We start from the raw sequence: 21,302 nt of genomic DNA, 5'->3' as shown, positions 1-21,302 counted from the left end.
CGCGGGTCCGGCGGCGTACCGCGTCGTGGCGCGGGTCAGCCGCGCAGTTCAGCGCGCCGGTAGGTCTCCGGCGTCTGGTCCAGCACGGTCCAGGCCAGATGGACGCGGCGGCCCGGCTCGGGCTTGACGTATTCGGCGAGCTTGGCCACCAGGGCCTCGCTCAGCGCTGCCTTGGCCTGCTGGGTGCGGCCCGGCATGATGCGCATCTCGCCGACGACGACGGCGTGTTCGCCCCCGCCGTCGGCGACGACGGTCTCCGCCACGGTACGGAACCGGGTCTTGCAGTCCTCGACGCGGCAGCCGATGATCTCGGCGGCCACGGCATGGGCGGCCAGGGCGAAGCCCCGCCGGTCGAAGGCGAGGTCGGCGGAGTGGTCCACGCTGATCTGCGGCACCGGTGGTTTCCCTTCGCTGAAGCACACGGTCGTTGAGCACACGGCCGCCGCGCACGCGGTCGGCCACAGCGATCCTCGCACGGGTGTGCAACAGCGGACGCACCCGCTCCTGACGTACCGTCAGTCCGGGGCGATCAGGGCGCGGAAGAGGGGGGCGGCGACGCGCAGCACGTCCTCCAGGTCGGCCTCGGCGAGGTCCGGCATCCGCAGCAGGTAGCGATGGCTGGCGATGCCCATCATCATGGCGCCGCTCAACGCGGCCCGCAGCCGGGCGTCGGGGGCGGCCACGGTGGCGGCCAGCGGGGTGACGGCCTCCGCGGTGATGTGGCGGCGCAGCGTCTCGGCGGCCTCCTCGCTGGTCAGGGCGGTCCGCAGCAGGACGGCCATGGGGCTGTCCGGGTCGGCGGCCCAGGCGCCGAGCATGCCGCGCAGGTAGTTCTCCACCGTGCGGGCCGGGTCCGTCGAGGTCAGCTCCTCGATGGGGATGTGCCAGTGGACGGCCTCCCGGAACAGGTCCTGCTTGGTGCCGAAGTACTGGATCACGGAGGACTTGTCGACGTCCGCCTCGGCGGCTATCGCCCGGATCGTGGCGCGTTCGTAGCCGACCTCGGCGAACTTGCGGCGGGCCGCCGCCAGGATCCGGCGGCGGGTGCGTTCGCCCTTGCGTTCCGGGGTGGCCGCGCCGCAGGTCCGCTCCCGTGTCGCTGCCGGGCGCCCGGCTTCGGCGGCGGTCACAGCGATCTCCTCTCCCGACCGTGGTCGCCCCGATGCTACAAGCGCCCTCGCCGTCCGTACCCCGTCCGTACCGGGGCTCTTGCGGGTCGCGGAGGCTGGCCGGATCCGTTCGCCCGGACTTCGGCACGGATCTCAACGGCTGTACATTTTTTCCGCCGGTCCACCCCGGTCCACCCCGGCCCGCCACGATCCGTGGGGCTCCGCCACGACCTGGGAAATGAGGGACATGCGCATCCTCTTCACCGCTCACCCCAGTTACTCGCATCTGGCACCCGTGGTGCTCCCCGTCGCGCTCGCGGCACGGGAGGCCGGCCACGAGGTGGCGGTGGCGACCGGCCCCGACCTGACCGGGGTGATCGAGGAGCGGGGGCTGACCGCGCTTCCGCTGCCGGGCATGCGCTCGCTGGCCGAGGCGGTCCGGGAGGCGCAGGTCGCCGGGGCCGGGATCGAGCTGCCGCTGGACCGGATCGGCCGGGTCACGGTGGAGCTGGATCCGGCCTTCTTCGCCCGGGGGTTCGCCGGACTGCTCGCCGGGCGCAGCGCCCGTGACCTGCTGACGGCGGCCGAGTCGTGGAAGCCGGACCTGCTGTTGCGCGAGTCCACCGAGTACGGCGGCTACCTCGCCGCCGAACGTCTCGGGCTGGCGCACGGCGCCCTGGACATCGCGCCCATGGCCCCCTACGCCCACCCGCTGGTCGCCGAGGAGGTCAACCGGCAGCGCGCCGAGCTGGATCTGGCCCCGGTCGCCGACCCCTGGCACCCGATGCGCGGCCTGCGGGCCGCCGTGGTCCCCGAGGCGTTCTACCCGGCGTCGGACCGGCTGCCGCACACCCGCCACTACCGCACCACGGCTCCGGCCGCCGCGCCGCTCGACCCGCACCTCGCCGAGCTGCCCGACGACCGTCCGCTGGTGCTGGCCACTCTCGGTTCCAACGCCTCCCGGCTGCCCGGCTCCGCCGCCTCCGGCCTGCTCGACGTCATCGTCCGCGCCCTCGCCGGGCTGCCGGTCACCGCCGTGGTCGCCCTCGGCCCCGGGGTGAGCCCGCTGGAGTGGACCGGGACGCGGGCCGGCAACGTGCACCTGGTGTCGTTCGCGCCGCAGGAGCTGCTGCTGCGCTCCTGCGACCTGTTCATCACCCACGCCGGCTTCAACGGGGTGCGCGAATCCCTCGGCGCCGGCGTGCCGATGGTGGCCGTGCCGATGTTCGCCGAGCAGTCCGCCAACGCCTCCCGGCTCGAAGAGCTGGGCGTGGCACGGCGGTTGAACGTGGAGGACGTCACCGAGGAGTCGCTGAGCACGGCGGTGCGCGCGGTGCTGGACGATCCGGGGTTCCGGCACCGTGCCAAGGGGTTGCAGCGCCGTATCGACGCCCTGCCGCCGCTCTCCGGCATCGTGGCGGACCTGCGGACCCTGGCGGACTGAACGGCCGCCCGGTTACTCGGCCACCGGGATGCGGCCCCAGGCGCGGTAGCACATCTCCAGCCACCGGTCGGCCTGTTCGGGGACGGGGAACAGCAGCAGCCGCAGGCCCCCGTCGGTGCCGGGCAGGGCGCAGTCGGCCCCCATCTGCCGGTCGTAGACCGACCACAGCGGGCCGCCGTCCTCGTCCCAGGACCGGTAGAGCCGCGGCGAGTAACGGCGCCACCCCGGCCGGACCGTGATCCCCACCTGTCGCCTCCCCGGGGTACCTGCCCTCGCGAGGAGAATCTATCCCCGCGCCGGGCCCGCCGGAGCCGTACCCGGGCGCACGGCGCGGCGCACGGTGGCACGTCGAGCGCACCGGCACCGCGCCGTCCGGCCCGTCCGGCGAAGGGCGCTCCTGGTCAACGGTTCTGCGCTCCCGGCCGATGCCGTCCGCCCGGCGCCCCGTCAGACTCGCCGGGGCGGAGCGGGTAGCGGCGGGGAGGGACGGCACGGTGCGGATCGTCTTCGCGGACGGCGGATGTGAGCGCGAACTCCGGCTGCGCGTCGGCAGACCGGACGCGTGCCTGGCGGATCTGGCGGGGGTGCTGGGGGTGGCCGCCGGCGCGCTGAGCGTGGACGGCCGGGTGGCGCCGCCGGACACCGGTCTGTACGGTTCCGGGCTGGTCCACGGTTCGCTGGTGGGGCCGGCCGACCGGCTCACCGTGCCCCGGGCGCGCGGCACCGTGGCCGTGCTGCGGGTGGTCGGCGGCCTGGAGGCCGGACGCGCGTACCCGCTGCGGCCGGGGCGCACGGTGGTCGGCCGCGGCGCCGAGGCGAACGTCCGGGTCACTGCGGACGGGGTGTCGCGCCGCCACGCCGTGGTGGAGGTCGGCGCCGACGGCCGGGTGACCGTGGACGACCTGGCCTCGGCCAACGGCACCGATGTGAACGCGGAGCGGATCGCGGGGCCGGTCGCCGTCGGGCCGGACGATCTCGTCTCGCTCGGCGGTGAGGTGCTGCTCCAGGTGGTTCCGGCCGCGCGGCTCTCCGCGGTGCAGCACGTCGACCCGGTGCGCGAGGCGGGGCCGGGCGGCACGCTGCCGTTCAACCGGGCGCCCCGGGACGGGGGTTCACCGCCGGTTCCGGCACTGTCGCCGCCCGCCCGTCCGCCGCGTGCCGACAAGGCCCCGTTCAGCGTCTCCAGCATGCTCGGGCCGCTGGCGCTGGCGGCGGTGATCGTGGTCCTCACGCACGATGTGCGCTACGCGGCGATCGCCGCCCTGACGCCGATGATGTTCGCCGCCAACTTCGTGGAGGATCGGCTGCGCGGACGGTTCACGTTCCGCCGGGGCATGCGGGAGCACGCCGCCCGGCTGGCCGCGTTCGAGCGGGTGGTGGCCGGGTGCCACGCCGCCGAGGTACGGGCCCGGCGCGCCGCCCACCCCGACCCCGCCGAGGTGGTGCACCGGGCCACCGCACCGGGCGTGGCGCTGTGGGAACGGCGGCCGGGGATGGCGGACTTCCTCACCGCGGTGGCCGGACACGCCGCGCTGCCGTGGTCGCCGCCGCTGGGCGCCGGGGGTCCGGAGGCGGCCCCGGAGGCGGCGGCCGTGCTGGCGGCGCGGGCCGTGCTGCCGTTGGTGCCGGTGCCGGTGGAGTTGTCGGCGGGGCGGGCGGTGGGGCTGGAGGGGGACCGGGCGGCGGCGCTGGCGGTGGCGCGTTCGCTGCTGTGCCAGGCGGTGGTGGGCAGCGGCCCGGCCGATGTGACGGTGGCGCTCTTCACCGACGCGGACCGGCTGGCGGACTGGGAGTGGACCAAGTGGCTGCCGCACGGCGCCGATCCGCGGGGCGCCGCCGGCCATCTGGTGGCGTCCGGCCCCGAGCAGTGCGAATCGCTCGCCCGCGCCCTGCTCGCCTCGGCCCCGCGAGCCGCCGAGGAAGGCACCGGGCCGGTGCTGCTCGCGGTGGTGGACGGCGCGGCGCTGCTGGAGGGGCGCCCCTGCCCGCTGCGCGATCTGCTCTCCTCGTCCGCCCCGCGCTGCGCGGGACTTGTGCTCACCACCCGGCTGCCCGCCCTGTGCACCTCGGTGATCACCGTCCCCGCCGCCGGCGTCGGACGGGTACGCGACGTGGCCCGCGCCGAGGTGACCGAGGACGTGCTGCTCACCGGCGTACCGCTCGGCGAGGCGCGGCGCACCGCACGGGCCCTGGCCCGTTTCGAGGACCCCGAGCTGCGGGCCGACGGCGCCGGGCTGCCCGACCGGGTCCCGCTGCTGCCGCTGCTGGGCCTGCCCTCGGTGACCGGCGCGGCCGTCGCCGAACGCTGGCGGCACCGCGCCCCCGGGCTGCGCGTCGGCGCCGTCCTCGGGGTGAGCGAACGCGACCTGTTCACCGTCGACCTGGACGACGACGGACCGCACGCCCTCATCGCCGGGACCACCGGATCGGGCAAGAGCGAACTGCTGCGCACCCTGATCGTCGGCATGGCCGTGGACGCCGGCCCCGAGCACCTGACGTTCGCGCTCATCGACTACAAGGGCGGCGGCGCGCTGGACGAATGCGCCGCGCTCCCGCACACCGTCGGCCTCGTCACCGACCTCGACGAGCGACTCGGCGAACGCGCCCTGCGCTGCCTGGACGCCGAAGTGCGCCACCGCGAGCGCCTGTTGCGTGCGGTGGGCCTCGGCCACATCCGCGACTACCAGCGGCTCCGCGACACCGGACGCGGCGACCTGGAGCCGATGCCCCGGCTCGTCGTGGTCATCGACGAGTTCGCCACACTGGTCAAGGCGCTCCCCGACTTCGTCGACTCGCTGGTCTCCGTCGCGCAGCGCGGCCGGACCCTCGGGGTGCACCTGGTGATGGCCACCCAGCGCCCGGCCGGGTCGGTCAACGACGCCATCAAGAACAACGTCAAGCTGCGCATCGCGCTGCGCCTGGAGAGCGCGAGCGACTCGCAGGACGTGATCGACGACCCGGCCGCGGCCGGCATCGGCACCCGGCAGTGGGGCCGCGCCTACTACCGGCTCAGCGCCCGCGAGGTGCTTCCGGTGCAGACCGCGCTGTCCACCGGGGTCACCCCGCGGGCCGCGGTCACCGCTCCGGTGACCGCGGAGCCGTTCCGGCTCGGCCGCCCCGCCGAGGCCCCGGCCTCCCCGGCCGGGGAGGAGGAGAGCGATCTGCGGCGGCTGGTGCGCGCCGCCCGGGAGGCCGCCGCTCTCGCCGGCCTCGCCCCGCCCCGGCGCCCCTGGCCCGTTCCGCTGCCCGCCGTGGTGGACCGCGCCGCGCTGCCGCCGCTGGCGGAACGCGGGCTGCACACCGCCACCTGCGGCCTGCCCTCCTGGGCCCTCGCCGACGACCCCGACCAGCAGCGGCAGTACCCGGTCGGCTGGGACCCGGCCGCCGGCAACCTGCTGATCCACGGCGGCGTGGGCGCCGGGACCACCACCGCGCTCGCCTCCCTGGCGCTGACCGTCGCCGAGGCGGCCCCGCCCGACCGCTGCCACCTGTTCGTCCTCGACATGGGCGCCGGCGACCTGGCCCCGCTCGCCGGACTGCCGCACACCGGCGCCCACGTCGGCGCCGCGGAACGCGAACGCCAGATCCGCCTCGTCAAGCTGCTCCGCCGCGAACTCGACCGCCGCAAGTCCCAGGGCGCCGCCGACGCCCCCGACTGGCTGGTGCTGATCGACAACCTCGGCGCGCTCCTCGGCGACTTCGACAAGGACGTGGCCGGCCTGAACCTCATGGACGAACTGGCCCGCGTCTACGCCGACGGCCCCGCCGTGGGCATCCGGTTCGCGGTCGGCGCCGACCGCTCCGGCGCGGTGCCGGCCGCCTGGTCGGCGCTGACCGCCACCAAGCTGCTGCTGCGCCTGGCCGACCCGGGCGAGTACGGCTACTTCGACGTGCCGCGCGGCGCCGTCCCCGCCCCCGTACCCGGCCGCGCGGTGGTGACCGCGAGCCGCCAGGTGATCCAGATCGCCCGGCCCGGCGGTGACCTGCCCGAGGCCGTCGTCCGCGCCGCCGACCGCCACCCCGGCGCGGTCCGCGTCGCGCCGGAGGTCGGCCTGCTTCCCACCCGCGTCCCGCTCGCGGGCCTGTCCGCCTCCGCGTCGGTCGGCGCGGACCCCTGGTGGCTGCCGGTCGGGCTGGACGCCGACACCCTGGGGTGCGCCGGGCTGCGGCTGTACGAGAACGAGCACGCGCTGGTGGCCGGTCCGCAGCGGTCGGGGCGCAGCACGGCGCTGGACACCGTCGCCCGGCTCGCCATGGCCGCCCCCGGCACCCCGCCGGGCGTGATCGCCTTCGCCCCGCGCCGCTCCCCGCTGCGCGACCTGCCCGCGCCGGCCGTCGTGGTCACCGGCTACCACCACCTGGAGGCCGCCCTCTTCCCGCCCGCGCCGGACGGCCCCGTCCTGCTGCTGGTGGACGACGCCGACACGGTGGACGACGAACTCGGCGTGCTGGAACGGTGGCTCGCCTCCTCCGGCGTCCACCGCCGCCACCTGATCGCGGCCGGCCGCTCCGACGCCCTGCGCCGCCTCTACGGCCACTGGACGCAACGGGCCCGCGACAGCCGCTGCGGTGTACTGCTCACCCCCGACCACGACCTCGACGGCGACCTGCTCGGCACCGAACTCCCCCGGTACGACCGGATGGCACCGCTGCCGGGGCGCGGCTACCTGGTGACCGACGGCGTCGCCGGCGGCGTCCAACTGGCCGGCTGAACCGCGCCCACACCTTGCGCGCAGGGTCAACACCACTGCGCTCAGGGCCGATGACACCGCCTCGTACCCGGCCGAGAATCGTTCCGTGCCTCGGCCCAGCGGGAAACGGACTCAAGGATGCCACCCACGTACGACGTGCACGCCGCCGACCGGCTCAGCAAGGAACTGAGCCAACTGGCCGCCAGACTCGACGCGTTGATCGGCCGGCGGGCCGGCCGGCGCCAGGCTCTCCTGGCCGCCCCGACGAGCGACAACTGGCAGGGCGGCAAACGCCGGGCCTTCGAGGGCGAGTTCGCCCGCGAACAGGCGGCCCTCAAAGACCTGCTGGCCGCCGCCCGCAGCCTCAAGGCCGGCGTGGACCGGGCCACCGCACAGGCACGCGCCGCACACAGGAACGGACAGTAGGGACACCGCGCAGACATGGCCCTGGTATCCGCGATACCGGAGAACCTCTACCAGTATTCCAAGGACTGCACCGCTGCCATCGAGCAGTTGCAGACCTGGGTACGCACCACCTTGACCTCGGCCGTCCTCGCCTACCAGAACGGCGGCGGCCTGTGCAATCCGCTGGACAGCCAGGTGACGGCGGAACTGGCCCGGGCCCACGACACCGACAAGAACGTCGCCCTGGTCGCCCAGGCCTTCCTGCGCGCCGGAGGCGTCACCGTCCGCGCCCAGGGCTCCCCGATCACCGTGCCGGACGGCGCCGTGGACCGCGCCGTCGAGCAGTTGCGCAACCAGGCCCGGACCGACGCCGGGGCGAAGCTGGCCGGCCAGCTGGAGCCCAACCCCGGCAGCGACAACCTCGCGACGATCGACCGCGTCCTCGCCCAACACGTCAACGACCCGTACTTCACCGCGGGGTTCTTCGACAACCTCACCCGCTTCCAGATCGAACGCATGATGAGCGACGCCACCGGCGTCCAGGCGCTGGTCACCGCGTACGCCGGCGGGCAGCTGAGCAAGAACGTCACCGACGACGTCGCCCAGGGCCTCGGATGGGTGGTGATCGGACCCCAGTTCCCCGTCCACGTCGACCACTACCACATCTCCCCGCAGCAGCAGACGGCGCTCCTCGACGCGCTCGCCGCCAACCCGATCGCCGCCCGTGCCTTCGCCGACTCGCTCTCCAAGGGGCAACTGCGCGACCTCTTCCACGGGCCGGCCGCGCTCAACCCGGCGTTCCGCGCCCACCTGTTCGGCGTGCTCACCTCGGCGGTGGGCCAGGAGCCGGACCAGGCGCACGCCCGCGATCTGATGGACCGGGTCAGCGCGGCGTTCTTCGGACCCGGCGCCCCGCACATGGTGCGCCACGACTGGCCGAGCCTGGCCGGCCCGGCCGCCCGCTTCTACGCGGCCGGCGCGGCCCGCATCGTCCCCGCCCCGCCGGGCCCCGGGGCCTCCCCCGTCGACATCGAGAAGTGGCTGCAGAGCACGGGACGGCAGATGGGCGACGCCATCGCACCGTTCCTGCACGCGGTCAACTCCGCCGACCTCGACCACACGCTGCTGCGCAACATGCTCCAGGGCGCGGCCATCAACGTCTGGGCCGGGATGGAGTTCTTCATCGCCCCGGAGGCGGGCGCCGCCAAGATCACCTTCGACGCGGCCGTCGGCGCGCTGGAATCCCTCATGGCCACCAAGGACGAGGCCTTCCCGGGGCTGATCCCGCCCGGCACGACGCAGGACCCGGTGCCGCTCAACCGGCAGATCCTCGCCCAGGGGTCCCTAGCACACTGCTCACCCTGATCTCGGCCGACCACGTCCACCCGCTCGGCTCCGACCGGCCGGTGCCCGGCGGCGGCGACCTCAACTCCCGCCTCGCGCTGGCCGCCCGGATCCTGAACCACCCGGACGACTACGAGGTGGGCCGCCAGGACCCGGCGGGCCACAAGCCGATCTCCATCCGGCTGCTGGTGGCCCTGCTGGGCGACAGCGAGAAGGACCCGGCCATGAAGTCCCTGCAGAACTGACCGACTTCACCGGTCAACCACACCGCACGACACGACAGGAGAGACACCATGTCAGGCACGGTCAAGGTCGACGACGCCGCGCACGCCGCGAGCCGGAAGTTCCTCGGCATCATCGACGGGGGGTTCCAGCAGTCCATCAGCCAGTTGTCGGCCGCCGGCAACGTGCTCAGCGACCAGAGCCACTGGGACGGCAAGCACGCCGCCGAGTTCCGGTCCGCCTGGCACGGCGCCCAGGCGGACCTCAACAAGATCAAGCACTCGCTCGACGAGTTCCAGAAGCGGTTCGACGCGGTGCTCAAGAACATCTCGCAGGCCGGCGGCAACGGCTGACCGGCCCCCCAGGGTCACCCCGCCGTACCTCGTGAAGGAACCCCGCATGCCCGAGAAGGACCCGGCCCACCCGTGGGCCGCCGAGCTGACCGCCGCCGATCTGGAACGGCTCGGCGCCCGGCCGCTGCGCCCCGCGGACCCGATCGCCATCGGGCCCTACCGGCTGCTCGCCCGGCTCGGCGGGGGCGGGATGGGCCGGCTCTTCCTCGGGCGGCGGACCGACCTCGAGGCGGGCGGGGACCCGGGCTACCGGGCCGACGCGCTGGTGGCCGTCAAGGTCATCCGCCCCGAGTACGCCGAGGACCCCCGCTTCCGGCGCCGTTTCGAACGCGAGGTGGACGCCGTGGGCCGGGTGCACGGCAGATACACCGCCGCGCTGCTCGGCTCCGGTTTCGACGACGCCGAGCACCTGTGGCTGGCCACCGCGTACGTCCCCGGGCCCAGCCTCGGGGACGCGGTGGACCGCCACGGCCCGCTGCCCGCGCCGGTGGTCCGGCGGCTCGCCGCCGAGGTCGGCGCCGCGCTGGCCACCATCGCGGCCACCGGCATCGTCCACCGCGACCTCAAGCCCTCCAACGTCCTGCTGGGCCCGGACGGGGTACGGGTCATCGACTTCGGGGTCGCCCACACCGCCGGGGCGAGCCTGCTGACCACGACCGGCCAGCAGGTGGGGACCCCCGCGTTCATGTCACCGGAGCAGGCGGAGGGCCGCGACGTCACCACGGCCTCCGACGTCTTCTCCCTCGGCTCCCTCCTCGTGCACGCCGCCACCGCGCTGCCGCCGTTCGGCGAGGGCTCCACCTCCGAGGTCGTCCACCGCGTCGTCCACGCCCCGCCCAGCGCCGCGGCGCTCACCCTCCTCACCCGCGCGGACCCGGCCCTCGCCGACCTCGTCCGCCGCTGCCTCGACAAGGACCCGGCCGCCCGGCCCACCCCACAGGACGTGGCCGACACCGCCCGGCGCCACCCCCCGGCCGACCAGTGGCCGCACCCCCTCGCCACCGAGATCACGGCACGCGCCAACTGGTCCGGCCGGGCCACCAGCCGCTCACCACTGGACCGTTCCACCGTCGCCCGCCGCGGCCCGGCTCCCCCGCCGCCCGCACAGTCCCCGCCCCGGCGCCGCCGCGTCCCGCTCCCCGTCCTCACCGCCGCCGTCACGGTGGCCGCTGCCGCCACGGCGGCACTGCTGCTCGTCCTGCCCGGTACGCGACCGTCCTCCGCCGCCCCCGTGGCCTCCCGGGCCCACCCCGCCACGTCGGCCCCGTCGGATCCGGCACCCGCCGCGCCCTCGCCGCGCACCACCGTCGTACTCGTCCCCACCGGCCCCGCCGCGAACCCCGGCGCCCCCGCCCAGCCCCAACCTGCCGACGCCCCGCCCGCCCCGACCAGCCCGCCCCGCCACCATCACCGTCACCGCCGCCCCCGGAACCCCCGCCCGGCCCCGCCCCCGTCCCAGCCACGGCCCAACTGCCCCTACTACTCCGGCACCGCCCTCACCCGGTACGGCGACCAGGGCGACCGGGTCCGCGAGGCCCAATGCCTCCTCGCCGCCCACGGCTACCCCCTCGGCCCCAGCGGCATCGACGGCCAGTTCGGCACCGACACCCGCGCCGCCGTCCGCGCCTTCCAACGCGACCACCACCTCCAGGTCGACGGCCAGGTGGGGGTGAAGACGTGGCCGGCGCTGCGGGGTTGAGGGGCCGTGTGGGATGGGGGGTTGTCCCGCCGACGCGGTGAGCGCGAGCGGCGGAGGGGTTGGCCGCCCGGTCGTCGGCGTCGCGTCCGCTCGCGACGGCAGCCCCGTCGCGGATGGCCCGCGACATCCGGTACGCGACGGCTGCCCGTGACGCCTGACCCGCGACGCCCGCCCCGCAACCCCTCCCCCACACCTCCGCACCGGCGGGCTAACGGCCCGGCCGTCCCCCGGCTCCCGGCCCCGACCCGGTCCCGGTCCCGGTCCCGGTCAGCCGACGGTACTCGCTGGGGGCCATCCCGTACGTCCTCTTGAACGTCCGGCTGAACGCCGCCGCGTCGCGGAAGCCCCAGCCGGTGCGGATCCGGCTCACGCTGTGCGCGGCCAGCGCCGGGTCGGCGAGGTCGGCACGGCAGCGCTCCAGTCGGCGGTCGCGGACATAGCCGCTCACCGTGGACCGTTCCCGCTGGAAGAGCCGGTGCAGATAGCGCACCGAGATGTGGTGGGCGGCGGCGATGGTTCCGGGTGACAACAACGGGTCGGACAGGTGTCGTTCGATGTATGCCATGACGTCCCGCAACAGCGCGCCCTGCCGGTCCGGGACCGCCGCCGGGCCCGGACCGTTGTCGCCGACAGTGGGCGTTCCGGCCAGGCCGGCCACGAACGCCGCCGCCAGGTCGGCCGCCGCGCGGGCCAGCCACGGCTCCTCGGCCGCGGCCACCTCCCGTCCCCGGCGGCCGAACTCCTCCAGCACCCGGGCGAGACAGGCCGCCGCCCCGCGTTCCGACCGCACCGGCCGCGCGGTCAACTCCCGCAACGCCGCCGGGGACACCGGCAACAGGTGATCGGGCAGATGCAGCACCAGCACCCGCGGCGCCGGCCCCTCGACCGCCGCTACGGCCCGGTCGATCGACTGACCGGGCTCCCACAGCACCAGGTCCCCGGCCTCCAACCGCGCCGCACCCCGCCGCGACGCCACCAGCACACTGCCACACGCCACCATGGCCACCTGCCACGCCGGCACCCCACCCGACACCCCACCCCGCACCCGGGGCGCCGCCGCGAAACTCAGCACCGACAACCGCAGCGCCCCCAACTCCCGCACATCCGCGCCCTCTTCCCCGACCACCCCCACGTCACCGAAACCGCCCAGCCCCCGCCCGACGCCCGACTCCCGTTCCACGACCGCCCGTTCCATCACAACCGCCTCCCCCGTAAGCCCCTTCACACCGGCCCGCCCGACAAGACCCGCGACGACCGGTGACCGTGACGTTAGGCGGACGGCCCCCGCGCAGTCGTCCCTCACAGACCTGACAGCCCGCTACAACTTCCGCGGTACGCAACCGGAACGTCGAACCTCCGCGGTAGACCAGACCGTAAAGTGCTCCCCATGAATGGGGCAGACGGTCATCGGCGTACCCGTGGCGGCCCAGCGGCCGTGCGCGACCCGGGGTACGCGCTCCGCACCACACCGCCTTCCACCGGCGCCTCCCCGGCGCGCCCCGCACCGCGGACCCGTCCGGCCATGCGATCAGGAGACACCAGGTGAACCAGGACGAGCCGCCGATCCGGGTGCTCGTCGCCGACGACCAGATCCTCATCCGCGCCGGGGTGGCCGCCCTCATCCGGGCCACCCCGGGGATGGACGTGGTCGGCGAGGCCGCCGACGGCGACGAAGCGGTCCGGCTGGCCCAGGCCCACCACCCCGACGTCGTGCTCATGGACATCCGCATGCCGGTCCTCGACGGCGTCGAGGCCACCCGGCGCCTCCTCGCCGACGACGCGCCCCACCGTCCCCACGTCCTGGTGCTGACCACCTTCGACCTGGACGAATACGTCTACTCCGCGCTCAAAGCCGGCGCCGACGGCTTCCTGCTCAAGGACATCCCGCCACAACGACTGCTCTCCGCCGTCCGCACGGTCGCCGAGGGCAACACCCTCCTCGACCCGCACATCACCCGCCGCCTCGTGGAAGCCCACACCCGCCCGCTCCCCCCGCCCGCCGTCCACTCCCCCACCCTCGCCCCCCTCACCGCCCGCGAGTCGGAAGTCCTCTCCCTGGTCGCCAAGGGCCTCACCAACGCCGAGATCGCCGACCGCCTCATGATGAGCGAATCCACCGTCAAGACCCACCTCAACCGCACCATGACCAAACTCGACCTCAGCAGCCGCGCCCAAGCCGTCGTCATCGCCTACGAAACCGGCCTCGTCCGCCCCTCCGGCCCCTCCACCAACCCCTGACCCCCACCCATAACCCGGTTATACCCCCGAACCGGACGACAACGTTCCGCACAACGAGCCCGGCGGCCACGGGCCGAGGCCGACAGACCGCCAGGCCGCCAGGCCCGGTCTCATGGCAGAACAGGAACGGAAGTGCTGCGGGGGGGACGGCACGGCCGTGGTTCCCGTGACGGTTCGGGAAATGTGAGCGCGCATACTACAGGCACACGCCGCAGACGGGCCGCCGATGCGAGGGCAAGGCTCATCCGTCCCGCACGGGGGCAGGCTGTTAGCGCTCACATTTGCGACCCCAACCGTCTCCCGGAGCGACGACGCTGGCTGGGCGCCGAGCGCACCCTGGGCACTTTGAACGCCCTGAGCGCCCCGACGCGGACACAAATATGACGTGCCGTCAGCTCCAGTAGATCTGGAGCTGACGGCACGTCAGTCCATCACCTCACCCCTGCACGAACTGCCAGGTCACGTTGATGGTGCCCACCCCCAGGTCGGCGAGCTGGCGGAACGCCGGGACGCTGAGGTCGATGTGGCCGGCGTCGCAGGAGAAGCACTTGTCCCGGATCGGGACGGTGATGGTGGTGCCGTTGTAGGTCACCTTCACCGACACGCCGCCGCACAGCGGGTCGTTGTTGGGGTTGGCGGAGGTCCACCAGGAAGGGCCGACGGCCACTATGGGCTGCGTCGAGGCGTCGATCGGGGTGCCGCACGCGCTGTAGCCGGCGTCGTCGTACCAGGTCGCCCGGCCGCTCATCGGCTGGCCGAAGGGGATGCCGGCGAAGGCGGGGCCGGCGGTGAGGACGGCGAGGGCGGCGGCGCCGAGGGCGACGCCGACCGGGGGGCCCAATCGCTTCAGGGCGTGCATGAGTCCTGCCTTTCCGAGGTCTCCTGGTCGGTGGACGACATCAGGTGGGCGGGCCCGCCGGACGGGGCGGGGCCGGCCGGGAGGCGGTGACGCGGCGGTTCTCCGAGAGGGCGGTACAGCGAGAGCGGCGGCTCTCCGAAAGCGGCGGTTCCGGCGGAAAAGGAAAGATTCCTTACTTGACCGGGCGCTGCGAGACTGTAGTGAGCCGCCGCGCGGCGGTCAACGCACCATGCGCATACCTCGGCCGGGCCCGCGCCCGTCGATATGGCCCCCGGCCGGTCGCCGTCACCCCGCGCCGCCTGCGGTGGAGGCGATGTGCGCGACGCGTGAAGACACCGTGTTCCGGTGCCGTGATCCGTCCGAAACCGCTCGGTGGGTCCAGGGAGCGGTCGGCCAGGCGTTGTGACGGGTCACAACGGCGACGACCCCGGTGTGAAGGCGCCCCGTCGTCCTCGTGACTTCCGGCCGGATCGGGGTACCCGACTTCCTGGTGCCGACCGCCGCCGGCCTCGCGTGGGGGCAGCCCGCCTGGTGTGGCGGAGGAATCCGCGGCGGTGACGAGGTGTTTACGGTACGGGAGATGATCCGATTGGACACGGCCTTCAGTGACGACCGGCAGCCCCGCTCGCGGTGCGCGGACGCGGCGGGCGGGGAGGATCAGGTGCGTGCGGTCTCGCTGCCGCACCGCCCCGAGGCGTCGAGGCAGGCGCGTCGCACCACGCTGGAGACGCTCGCCGCCTGGCGGGTCGACCGGCGCACCGCGGACAAGGTGCTGCTGGTGGTGTCGGAGCTGGTGACCAACGCGGTGGAACACGCCAGGCCACCGCTGTCGTTGCGGCTGATCCGCGACCCGGACACCGGCCAGGTGCGGGTGGAGGTCGCCGACGGCGGGCCGGCCCGCCGCCAGGGCGACTGGGCCGCCAGCGGCATGCCCGCCGAACACGGCCGCGGCCTGCGCATCATCGATGAGGTCGCCGCCGCGCACGGCGAGCGGCGGGCGGACCACCACGCGGTGCACTGGGCGGATCTGACCACCGCGGCCTGATCCGCGCGCCACCGCCGCACCGGGGGCGGCGCGCAGCCGCGCGGCGGACGTGGGAGGTGTGGGACACGATGCGCCGATGCGTTCTCCTCAAACACGGCGAGGTGGTCCTCAAGGGCCGCAACCGCGACCGGTTCGAGGCACAACTGCGGCGCAATCTGCGGGCGTCGCTGAGGGGTGTCGGCACCCCGGTACGGATCGAGACGGCGGGCAGCGTCACCGTGGTGTCGTCGCCGCGGGCGCCGGAGGCTCCGGTGACGGAGTTGGTGCGGCGGGCGAGGGACGTCATGGGGTTCGACGTGGTGCAGCCCGCGGTCGCGGTGGCGCCGTCGCCGGAGGTGGTGGCGCGGGCGGCGGTCGATCTGCTGCGGGAGCGGACCCCGGTGGCGGGTGGTTTCGCGGTACGGGCGCGGCGGCGCGACAAGTCGTTCCCGTTGCGGTCGGACGAGTTGGCCACCCTGGTCGGCGCCCGGGTCCACGACGAACTGGGGCTGCCGGTCGATCTGACCACCCCGGCCGTCGAGGTGGCGGTGGAGGTGGACCGGGGCGCGGTCCACCTGTCGCTGGACCGGTTGCGGGGCCAGGGCGGGCTGCCGGTGGGGTGCAGCGGGCGGGCCGTGGTGCTGCTCTCGGGTGGGTACGACTCGCCGGTGGCCGCTCACCGGGCGATGCGGCGCGGGCTCCACTGCGACTTCGTGCACTTCACCGGTGCCCCGTACACCGGCCCGGCCTCCGCGTACAAGGCGTACGCGCTCGTGCGGGAGCTGGGCCGTTACCAGCCGGGGCCGCGGCTGCTGATCGTGCCGCTGGGGGCGGCGCAGCGGTCGCTGGCCACGGCGGGGGCGGGGCGGTGGCAGATCGTGGCGCAGCGGCGGCTGATGGTCCGGGCCGCCGGCGAGCTGGCCCGTGGGTGGGGCGCGGCGGCCCTGGTCACCGGGGACAGCCTGGGTCAGGTGGCGAGCCAGACGCTCTCCAACCTCGCCGCGGTCGACGAGGCGGCCCCGCTTCCGGTGCTGCGTCCGCTGCTCGGCTGGGACAAGAAGGAGATCATGGCGGAGGCGGCCCGGATCGGCACCGAGGTGATCTCGCAGCTGCCGGACGAGGACTGCTGCCGGCTGTTCATGCCGCCGCGGGTCGCCACCAGGTCCGACGCCGCCCGGCTCGCCCTGCTGGAACGCCGTTGCGACCCCGACCGTACGGTGCGGGAGCTGCTGGCGCGCGGCCGGATGGTGTATCCGGGGCGGGACGATACCGGGCGGGCAGCCGCGTGACCCGTCACTGCGGTGTGGCGGGGCGGACCTCGAACCCGCCGTGCCCGTCGAACCGGACCTCGCGCACGGCGTCGAACCCGTCGGCCGTGCTCGGTCGGCGCAGCCGGGCGGCGGTGGCGCGGACGCCGATGTCGGGGACGCGTCCGCGCCCGGTGCGGGTGGCGTTGCGCCGCAGGGAGCCGGTGAGGTCGGGCGGGAACCAGTAGGCCGTGACGGCGGCTCCGTGGGCGTGTCCGGCGGCCAGCAGCGGCCACCATTCGTCCGGGGTGGGGTTGGTGTTGTCGACCGCCACGCAGGTTCCGGCGGCCAGCGCCTCGGTCACCTCGCGCATCTGCCGGCGCTGCTTGCCGCGCGCGGCCCGGGGGTACCGGTCCTTGCTGACCAGCGCGTACCGTCCGGCCAGTCGCTGCCGGTAGAACGTCGACTTGCCGGCCGCCTGGAGGCCCACCAGGACCGCCAGCTCCAGCGTCGCCGTCATGTCACGCCGCCCCGGTGCCGACCACGTGCCCGATGCCGAAGACCGCGGCGGCGGCACCCGCGCCGACGAGCAGTTGCCGGGCCCCGGAGCGCAGCGGGGAGCGGCCGTTGAGGGCGCCGAGCACCGCGCCGACGGTGAACAGCGCGGCGGCGGCCAGGGCCACGGCGGCGACGGACGCGGCGGTGCCGGAGGCGAACAGGTAGGGGACGACGACCACCACGGCACCGAGGGCGAAGGCGATCAGGCTGGAGAGCGCCGCCGACCACGGCGAGCCGAGTTCCTCGGGGTCGAGGCCGAGTTCCTCGCGGGCCATGGTCTCCAGCGCGGTCTCCTGGTCCTTCATGATGGTGGCCGCGACCCGTTCCGCCTCGTCGGCGGGGAGGCCCTTGGCGCGGTAGATCAGGGCGAGTTCCTCGGCCTCCGCCTCGGGGTCGTCGCGCAGTTCGTCGGCCTCCAGGGCGATCTCCCGCTCGTACGCCTCGCGCTGGCTGCGCATGGAGACGTACTCACCGGCCGCCATGGAGAAGGCGCCGGCGAGCAGTCCGGCGACGCCGGCGAAGAGGATGGTGGTGGCGCCGGCGCCGGATCCGGCGAACCCCATCACCAGCGCGGTGTTGGAGACCAGGCCGTCGTTGACGCCGAAGACCGCGGCGCGCAGCGCTCCGGAGCGGTCGCCGCGGTGCCATCTCTCCCGTTGTGCGATGCCGCGTCCGCCCAGTTGTTCCGGGGTGGCCGGGGTCTGCTCGCGCAGCCGGGTCAGGACGCGGGCGTGCGAGCGTTCGTCGGCGGCCATCCCCGGGGCGGCGTCCGGGTCGCCCTGGTACAGGCCGGCGTCGGCGTGCTCGGCGCGTTCGACGAGCGGCAGGACGGCGTCCGCGGAGAACCGGCGGGCCAGCCAGGACAGGGCGCGGGTGCGGACCCCGGTGCGGCCGGGGCGGGGGACGGGTTCGCCGAGGGCGGTGAGCTTGTCCGCCCAGTGGCGCGCGTGCCGTTCCTCGACGGCGGAGAGTTCCAGGAAGATGCGTTGCCGTTCGCCGGTGGCGCCGTCGGCCAGCCCCCGGTACAGCGCGGCGCTGCGCCGCTCGGAGTCGAGGGCGGCGCGGAACCGGGCGGCGGCGCGCCGATCGCGGGGCCCGGTGGTGGCGGTGTCAGTGTTCTTCGTGCTCATGAGGTGGTGCTCCCGCGGGTGCTGATGGCGGTGTCCGGCCGCCGGCCGGGCCGTGGGCGGCGAGGCAGTCGCGGCAGACGCCGCGGAAGATGACCTGCGCCTCGTCGACCCGGCCCACCTCCTGCCCGGCGGTCAGGCAGGGCTTGGCGCCGACCAGGCAGGTGACGTCGGTGACCTGTCCGCACCGCAGGCAGACGAAGTGGTGGTGCCAGGTGTCGGCGAACTCGTACACCGCCGCCCCGGGGCCCACGTCGGCGCGGAGCGCGATGCCGGATCCGGCGAGGGCGACCAGGGCGTTGTAGACGCTGGTCCTCGGCAGTTCGGTGCCGTGCTCGGCCAGGTGTGCGTGGACCTCGTCGGCGGTGTGGTGGCCGCCCATCGCGCGCAGCGCGCCGGCCACCGCAAGCCGCGGCCGGGTGGCCCGCAGGCCGGCCCCGCGCAGGCGCTCGGCGATGGCGTCGGTGGGGTGCGCGCCGGTCATCCGCCCTCCCCCTGTCGGCTAGTTTGGACAATGTCTAAACTAGCACCGTGGTGGCGGAAACGCGACGCCGACCGGGGGACGCCCTCCATCCGGCCGATCACCGGCGCCGGCCGCCGACCACCCTCGTGTGAACGGAGCCGTCCCCGTACCGCAGTCCCCGTGCCAGCCACCGGGCCATGCGGCTTCCCCGCGCGGTACGAGGGGCGGGAGGCGGTGCGCGCCGGGTACCGCGCGGTGCGGGGCGCCAGTGCGGTGCGGGTGTCGGAGGTCGCGGAGGTGGCGGTGTACGACACCGGCGACCCGGAGGTGGTCGTCGGGGAGCACGTGGTGGTGGCCGCGCTGCCGTCCCGGCCCGCCGCGCTCACCCTGCCGGGTCTGCTGGTGCTGCGGGTCCGGGACGGACTGGTCGTCCACTGCCGTGACTACATGGACGGTCTCGGCCTGGTCGGGGCGCGCGGCGGGGACGCGGTCAGCCGGTGATCCGGCGGACGTCCTCGATGAGGGCGAGGCACTCGTCGTAGGAGTGCGCCCAGAACACCAGGCCGTGCCGGCGCACGTACATCACCTGGCTGTCCTGGCAGGCGTCGGCGACCGCCTCGGCCAGCGCGACGCTGCCGTACTCCTTGGGCGGGATCACCAGGGCGCCGGAGGTCTCCAGCGCCCGGCCGGGGATGCAGTGGTTGTGCACCACGTAGCGGGCGCCGACCCGCTCGCGCAGCAGGTGGTGCAGGTACGCCTCGGCGGACGGCGGGCCGTCGCCGCGGCAGTGCAGCGTCCACCCCTCGGCGCCGGTGAGTTCCACGAAGTCACCGGGGGCGAGGTCCTTGATGTAGGTGCCGCTGCCGGTGACGAAGAGGCGTCCGTCGGTGCTGGTGAAGCTGACGTTGCCGGACGAGTCGATCTGGTGCGGGAAGGCTCCGGCCAGCCGGCCGAGCCGTTGTGCCCCGGCGCACTCCGCCTCGGTGACCGGCTCGGGCAGCGGGGTCAGCCGTACCCCGATCCAGCGGGGCCGCGCGGGGTGGCCGGCCGGGGCGGTGGGGGGCGCGTACCGCTCGCGCGCCGGGGGGCCGGCGGCGGACGCCGGGTCGCCGGTGTACCGCACCGTGCGCCGCCTGCCGACGAGTTCGGCGACGCGCGGCCGGATCCGCTCCGGCTCCTGACGTTCCAGCAGCACGGCGGCGACCAGGTCGGCGGCCTCGTCCAGGTCGTCGTGGTCGTATCCGCGCCGGGTGATCTCCTGCACGCCGAAGCGGATGGTGTCCAGGTGGTTGAAGGCCACCGCGCGGTTGGCCGAGACACCGGCCCGGACCAGGCGCTGGATGACCGCCGGACCGCTGCCGAGCGGCCGGGTGTCCACGAAGAACATGTGGTTGGCGGTGAACCCGCGTTCCTCGGCCACCACCGGCACCCCGCGGTCGCGCAGCGCACCGGCGAGGCGGCGGGCGTTGTCGATCACCTGGGCCGCGTACTCCCGGCCGTCGTACCACATCTCGTGCAGCGCGATCAGGAGCGCCACCGTGGAGGCGGTGTGCTGGCTGCTGACCATCCCGGTGGACAGGGTGTACCCCAACTCCTCCATCAGGGAACGGTCGTTGCCGAGGATGATGCCCTTCTGCGGGCCGAAGAACGTCTTGTGGGTGTTGGCCTGGAGCAGGTCGGCGCCCTCGCGCAGCGGGTCCTGGAACCGGCCGCCGGCGATGAGGCCGAGGGTGTGCGAGGCGTCGAAGACCAGCGGGACGTCCCCGGCGATCGCCTTCAACTCGGCGATCGGGAAGGGGAACAGGTAGTTCATCGCGTCCACGAACAGCAGGCTCGGCCGCTCCTTCTCGACCACCTCCCGGGTGCGCTCCAGGTCGATGGTCATGGTGTCGTCGAAGACGTAGGTGCAGCTGCGCCGGCCGAACGAGCGGCAGATCAGCTCGGTCAGGAAGTGGCCGCCGTCCTTGGTGGCCACCCGCATCACGGTGTCCCCGGGGCGGGAGAGCGCGGCGAACGTGGTCTGCATCGCGTGCAGTCCGGACAGGCAGCGGAACTCGGCGTACCGGGCGCCGAAGAGCCGGCGGCACACCTCGGTGGCCGACTCCTCGATGGTGCCGATCCGGTCCAGCCCGCGCAGCAGCAGGTTGCCCAGCCGGGCCGGTGACGGTCCGCGCATGTCCAGGTGTTCCAGCAGGTAGCGGGAGGTGAGCGGGGAGGCGAGCACGGCTCGCGCGCGGGGGCTGAGCACGGTTTCGTTGGCGGTCAGATGGAGCACCCGGGCGTCCTCGGCCTCCTCCTCGGCGACGAGTTCGTCGATGGCGGCGAGGGAGAGGGGGAACTCGCGGTGGTGGCCGGCGGGCTCGGTGCGGCTGGTGCGGTTCACGGACGACGGCATAGGGCTGGGCTCCTCCCATGGCGGTCTCACGGATCCGGCGGCCGGCGCGGCGGGGCCGCGGTGCGGTGCGGTGGGCGACTTCCTCCTCCGGCACCGGCGGCCCGGTCCGACCGACCCTAGGTGG

General features: G+C 74.7%; 20 protein-coding genes. 11 read left to right on the top strand and 9 right to left on the bottom strand.

The features are described from left to right. Positions 1–35: 35 nt before the first annotated feature. Together SCATT_RS33035 and SCATT_RS33030 are read right to left on the bottom strand one after the other, a co-directional pair. Positions 36–395 (bottom strand): 5-carboxymethyl-2-hydroxymuconate Delta-isomerase, encoded by a 360-nt coding sequence (locus tag SCATT_RS33035; protein WP_014150997.1) that lies wholly within the window; start codon positions 393–395, stop codon positions 36–38. A gap of 120 nt (positions 396–515) precedes the next feature. Further along, on the bottom strand, positions 516–1,034 hold the full coding sequence (locus SCATT_RS33030; RefSeq protein ID WP_231904981.1) for a TetR/AcrR family transcriptional regulator: 519 nt from the start codon (positions 1,032–1,034) through the stop codon (positions 516–518). Between the two features lie 322 nt (positions 1,035–1,356). On the opposite strand from SCATT_RS33030, the gene SCATT_RS33025 reads away from it, so the two are divergent. Continuing rightward, positions 1,357–2,553 (top strand): glycosyltransferase, encoded by a 1,197-nt coding sequence (locus SCATT_RS33025; RefSeq protein WP_014150999.1) that lies wholly within the window; start codon positions 1,357–1,359, stop codon positions 2,551–2,553. 12 nt (positions 2,554–2,565) lie between these two features. Here SCATT_RS33025 and SCATT_RS33020 read toward each other — a convergent pair whose 3' ends face one another. Further along, positions 2,566–2,799: a hypothetical protein gene (locus tag SCATT_RS33020; RefSeq protein ID WP_014151000.1), complete on the bottom strand. Its 234-nt coding sequence runs from the start codon at positions 2,797–2,799 to the stop codon at positions 2,566–2,568. Positions 2,800–3,047: 248 nt separating this feature from the next. Here SCATT_RS33020 and SCATT_RS33015 point away from each other — a divergent pair, with 248 nt between their 5' ends. The 6 genes from SCATT_RS33015 to SCATT_RS40500 all read left to right on the top strand — a co-directional run bounded on the left by SCATT_RS33015 (position 3,048) and on the right by SCATT_RS40500 (position 11,267). Continuing rightward, positions 3,048–7,265 (top strand): FtsK/SpoIIIE domain-containing protein, encoded by a 4,218-nt coding sequence (locus tag SCATT_RS33015; protein WP_014151001.1) that lies wholly within the window; start codon positions 3,048–3,050, stop codon positions 7,263–7,265. A 117-nt stretch (positions 7,266–7,382) separates the two neighbouring features. Beyond that, positions 7,383–7,670: a hypothetical protein gene (locus SCATT_RS33010; RefSeq protein WP_014151002.1), complete on the top strand. Its 288-nt coding sequence runs from the start codon at positions 7,383–7,385 to the stop codon at positions 7,668–7,670. A gap of 15 nt (positions 7,671–7,685) precedes the next feature. Beyond that, positions 7,686–9,014: a hypothetical protein gene (locus SCATT_RS33005; protein ID WP_014151003.1), complete on the top strand. Its 1,329-nt coding sequence runs from the start codon at positions 7,686–7,688 to the stop codon at positions 9,012–9,014. A 41-nt stretch (positions 9,015–9,055) separates the two neighbouring features. Then, on the top strand, positions 9,056–9,238 hold the full coding sequence (locus tag SCATT_RS33000) for a hypothetical protein (protein WP_014151004.1): 183 nt from the start codon (positions 9,056–9,058) through the stop codon (positions 9,236–9,238). Between the two features lie 48 nt (positions 9,239–9,286). Beyond that, positions 9,287–9,568 (top strand): hypothetical protein, encoded by a 282-nt coding sequence (locus tag SCATT_RS32995; RefSeq protein WP_014151005.1) that lies wholly within the window; start codon positions 9,287–9,289, stop codon positions 9,566–9,568. A gap of 46 nt (positions 9,569–9,614) precedes the next feature. Beyond that, positions 9,615–11,267, top strand: coding sequence for a serine/threonine-protein kinase (locus SCATT_RS40500; protein ID WP_014627007.1), 1,653 nt, complete (start codon positions 9,615–9,617; stop codon positions 11,265–11,267). A gap of 208 nt (positions 11,268–11,475) precedes the next feature. Here the strand turns inward: SCATT_RS40500 and SCATT_RS40495 are convergent, their stop codons facing one another. Next, entirely contained in the window at positions 11,476–12,462 is a 987-nt protein-coding gene (locus tag SCATT_RS40495; RefSeq protein WP_265736672.1) for a helix-turn-helix domain-containing protein, read from the bottom strand. A gap of 347 nt (positions 12,463–12,809) precedes the next feature. Here SCATT_RS40495 and SCATT_RS32980 point away from each other — a divergent pair, with 347 nt between their 5' ends. Beyond that, positions 12,810–13,505, top strand: a complete 696-nt coding sequence (locus SCATT_RS32980) for a response regulator (protein WP_014151008.1) — start codon at positions 12,810–12,812, stop codon at positions 13,503–13,505. A 436-nt stretch (positions 13,506–13,941) separates the two neighbouring features. On the opposite strand, the gene SCATT_RS32975 is transcribed toward SCATT_RS32980, so the two are convergent. Next, on the bottom strand, positions 13,942–14,364 hold the full coding sequence (locus SCATT_RS32975; RefSeq protein ID WP_014151010.1) for a cysteine/serine endopeptidase inhibitor: 423 nt from the start codon (positions 14,362–14,364) through the stop codon (positions 13,942–13,944). Positions 14,365–14,944: 580 nt separating this feature from the next. Here SCATT_RS32975 and SCATT_RS32970 point away from each other — a divergent pair. Next, entirely contained in the window at positions 14,945–15,409 is a 465-nt protein-coding gene (locus tag SCATT_RS32970; protein ID WP_106433078.1) for an ATP-binding protein, read from the top strand. Positions 15,410–15,477: 68 nt separating this feature from the next. Beyond that, positions 15,478–16,677 carry a tRNA uracil 4-sulfurtransferase ThiI gene (gene thiI, locus SCATT_RS32965; protein ID WP_014151012.1) on the top strand — a complete coding sequence of 400 codons (1,200 nt, stop codon included), beginning with the start codon at positions 15,478–15,480 and terminating at the stop codon, positions 16,675–16,677. Positions 16,678–16,681: 4 nt separating this feature from the next. Here the strand turns inward: thiI and SCATT_RS32960 are convergent, their stop codons facing one another. From SCATT_RS32960 to SCATT_RS32950, 3 genes are read right to left on the bottom strand one after another with little or no spacing between them, the layout of a single operon-like run. Next, complete coding sequence (locus SCATT_RS32960) at positions 16,682–17,155, bottom strand: AAA family ATPase (protein ID WP_014151013.1); 474 nt, start codon at positions 17,153–17,155, stop codon at positions 16,682–16,684. Between the two features lies 1 nt (position 17,156). Next, positions 17,157–18,323, bottom strand: a complete 1,167-nt coding sequence (locus tag SCATT_RS32955; protein ID WP_014151014.1) for a VIT1/CCC1 transporter family protein — start codon at positions 18,321–18,323, stop codon at positions 17,157–17,159. Further along, positions 18,304–18,804, bottom strand: a complete 501-nt coding sequence (locus SCATT_RS32950; protein WP_014151015.1) for a Fur family transcriptional regulator — start codon at positions 18,802–18,804, stop codon at positions 18,304–18,306. The genes SCATT_RS32955 and SCATT_RS32950 overlap by 20 nt, the downstream gene beginning before the upstream one ends. 159 nt (positions 18,805–18,963) lie before the next feature. Here SCATT_RS32950 and SCATT_RS32945 point away from each other — a divergent pair, with 159 nt between their 5' ends. Continuing rightward, on the top strand, positions 18,964–19,284 hold the full coding sequence (locus SCATT_RS32945; protein ID WP_231904897.1) for a nuclear transport factor 2 family protein: 321 nt from the start codon (positions 18,964–18,966) through the stop codon (positions 19,282–19,284). On the opposite strand, the gene SCATT_RS32940 is transcribed toward SCATT_RS32945, so the two are convergent. Continuing rightward, positions 19,274–21,178 carry a fluorothreonine transaldolase gene (locus SCATT_RS32940; RefSeq protein WP_014151017.1) on the bottom strand — a complete coding sequence of 635 codons (1,905 nt, stop codon included), beginning with the start codon at positions 21,176–21,178 and terminating at the stop codon, positions 19,274–19,276. The two genes, SCATT_RS32945 and SCATT_RS32940, sit on opposite strands and share 11 nt — an antisense overlap. Between the last annotated feature and the right edge of the window lie 124 nt (positions 21,179–21,302).

The organism is Streptantibioticus cattleyicolor NRRL 8057 = DSM 46488 (assembly GCF_000240165.1).
GTDB classification, from domain to species: domain Bacteria; phylum Actinomycetota; class Actinomycetes; order Streptomycetales; family Streptomycetaceae; genus Streptantibioticus; species Streptantibioticus cattleyicolor.
The sequence above is the reverse complement of the archived record's forward strand: the minus strand, read 5'-3'. Positions and strand labels throughout refer to the sequence as shown.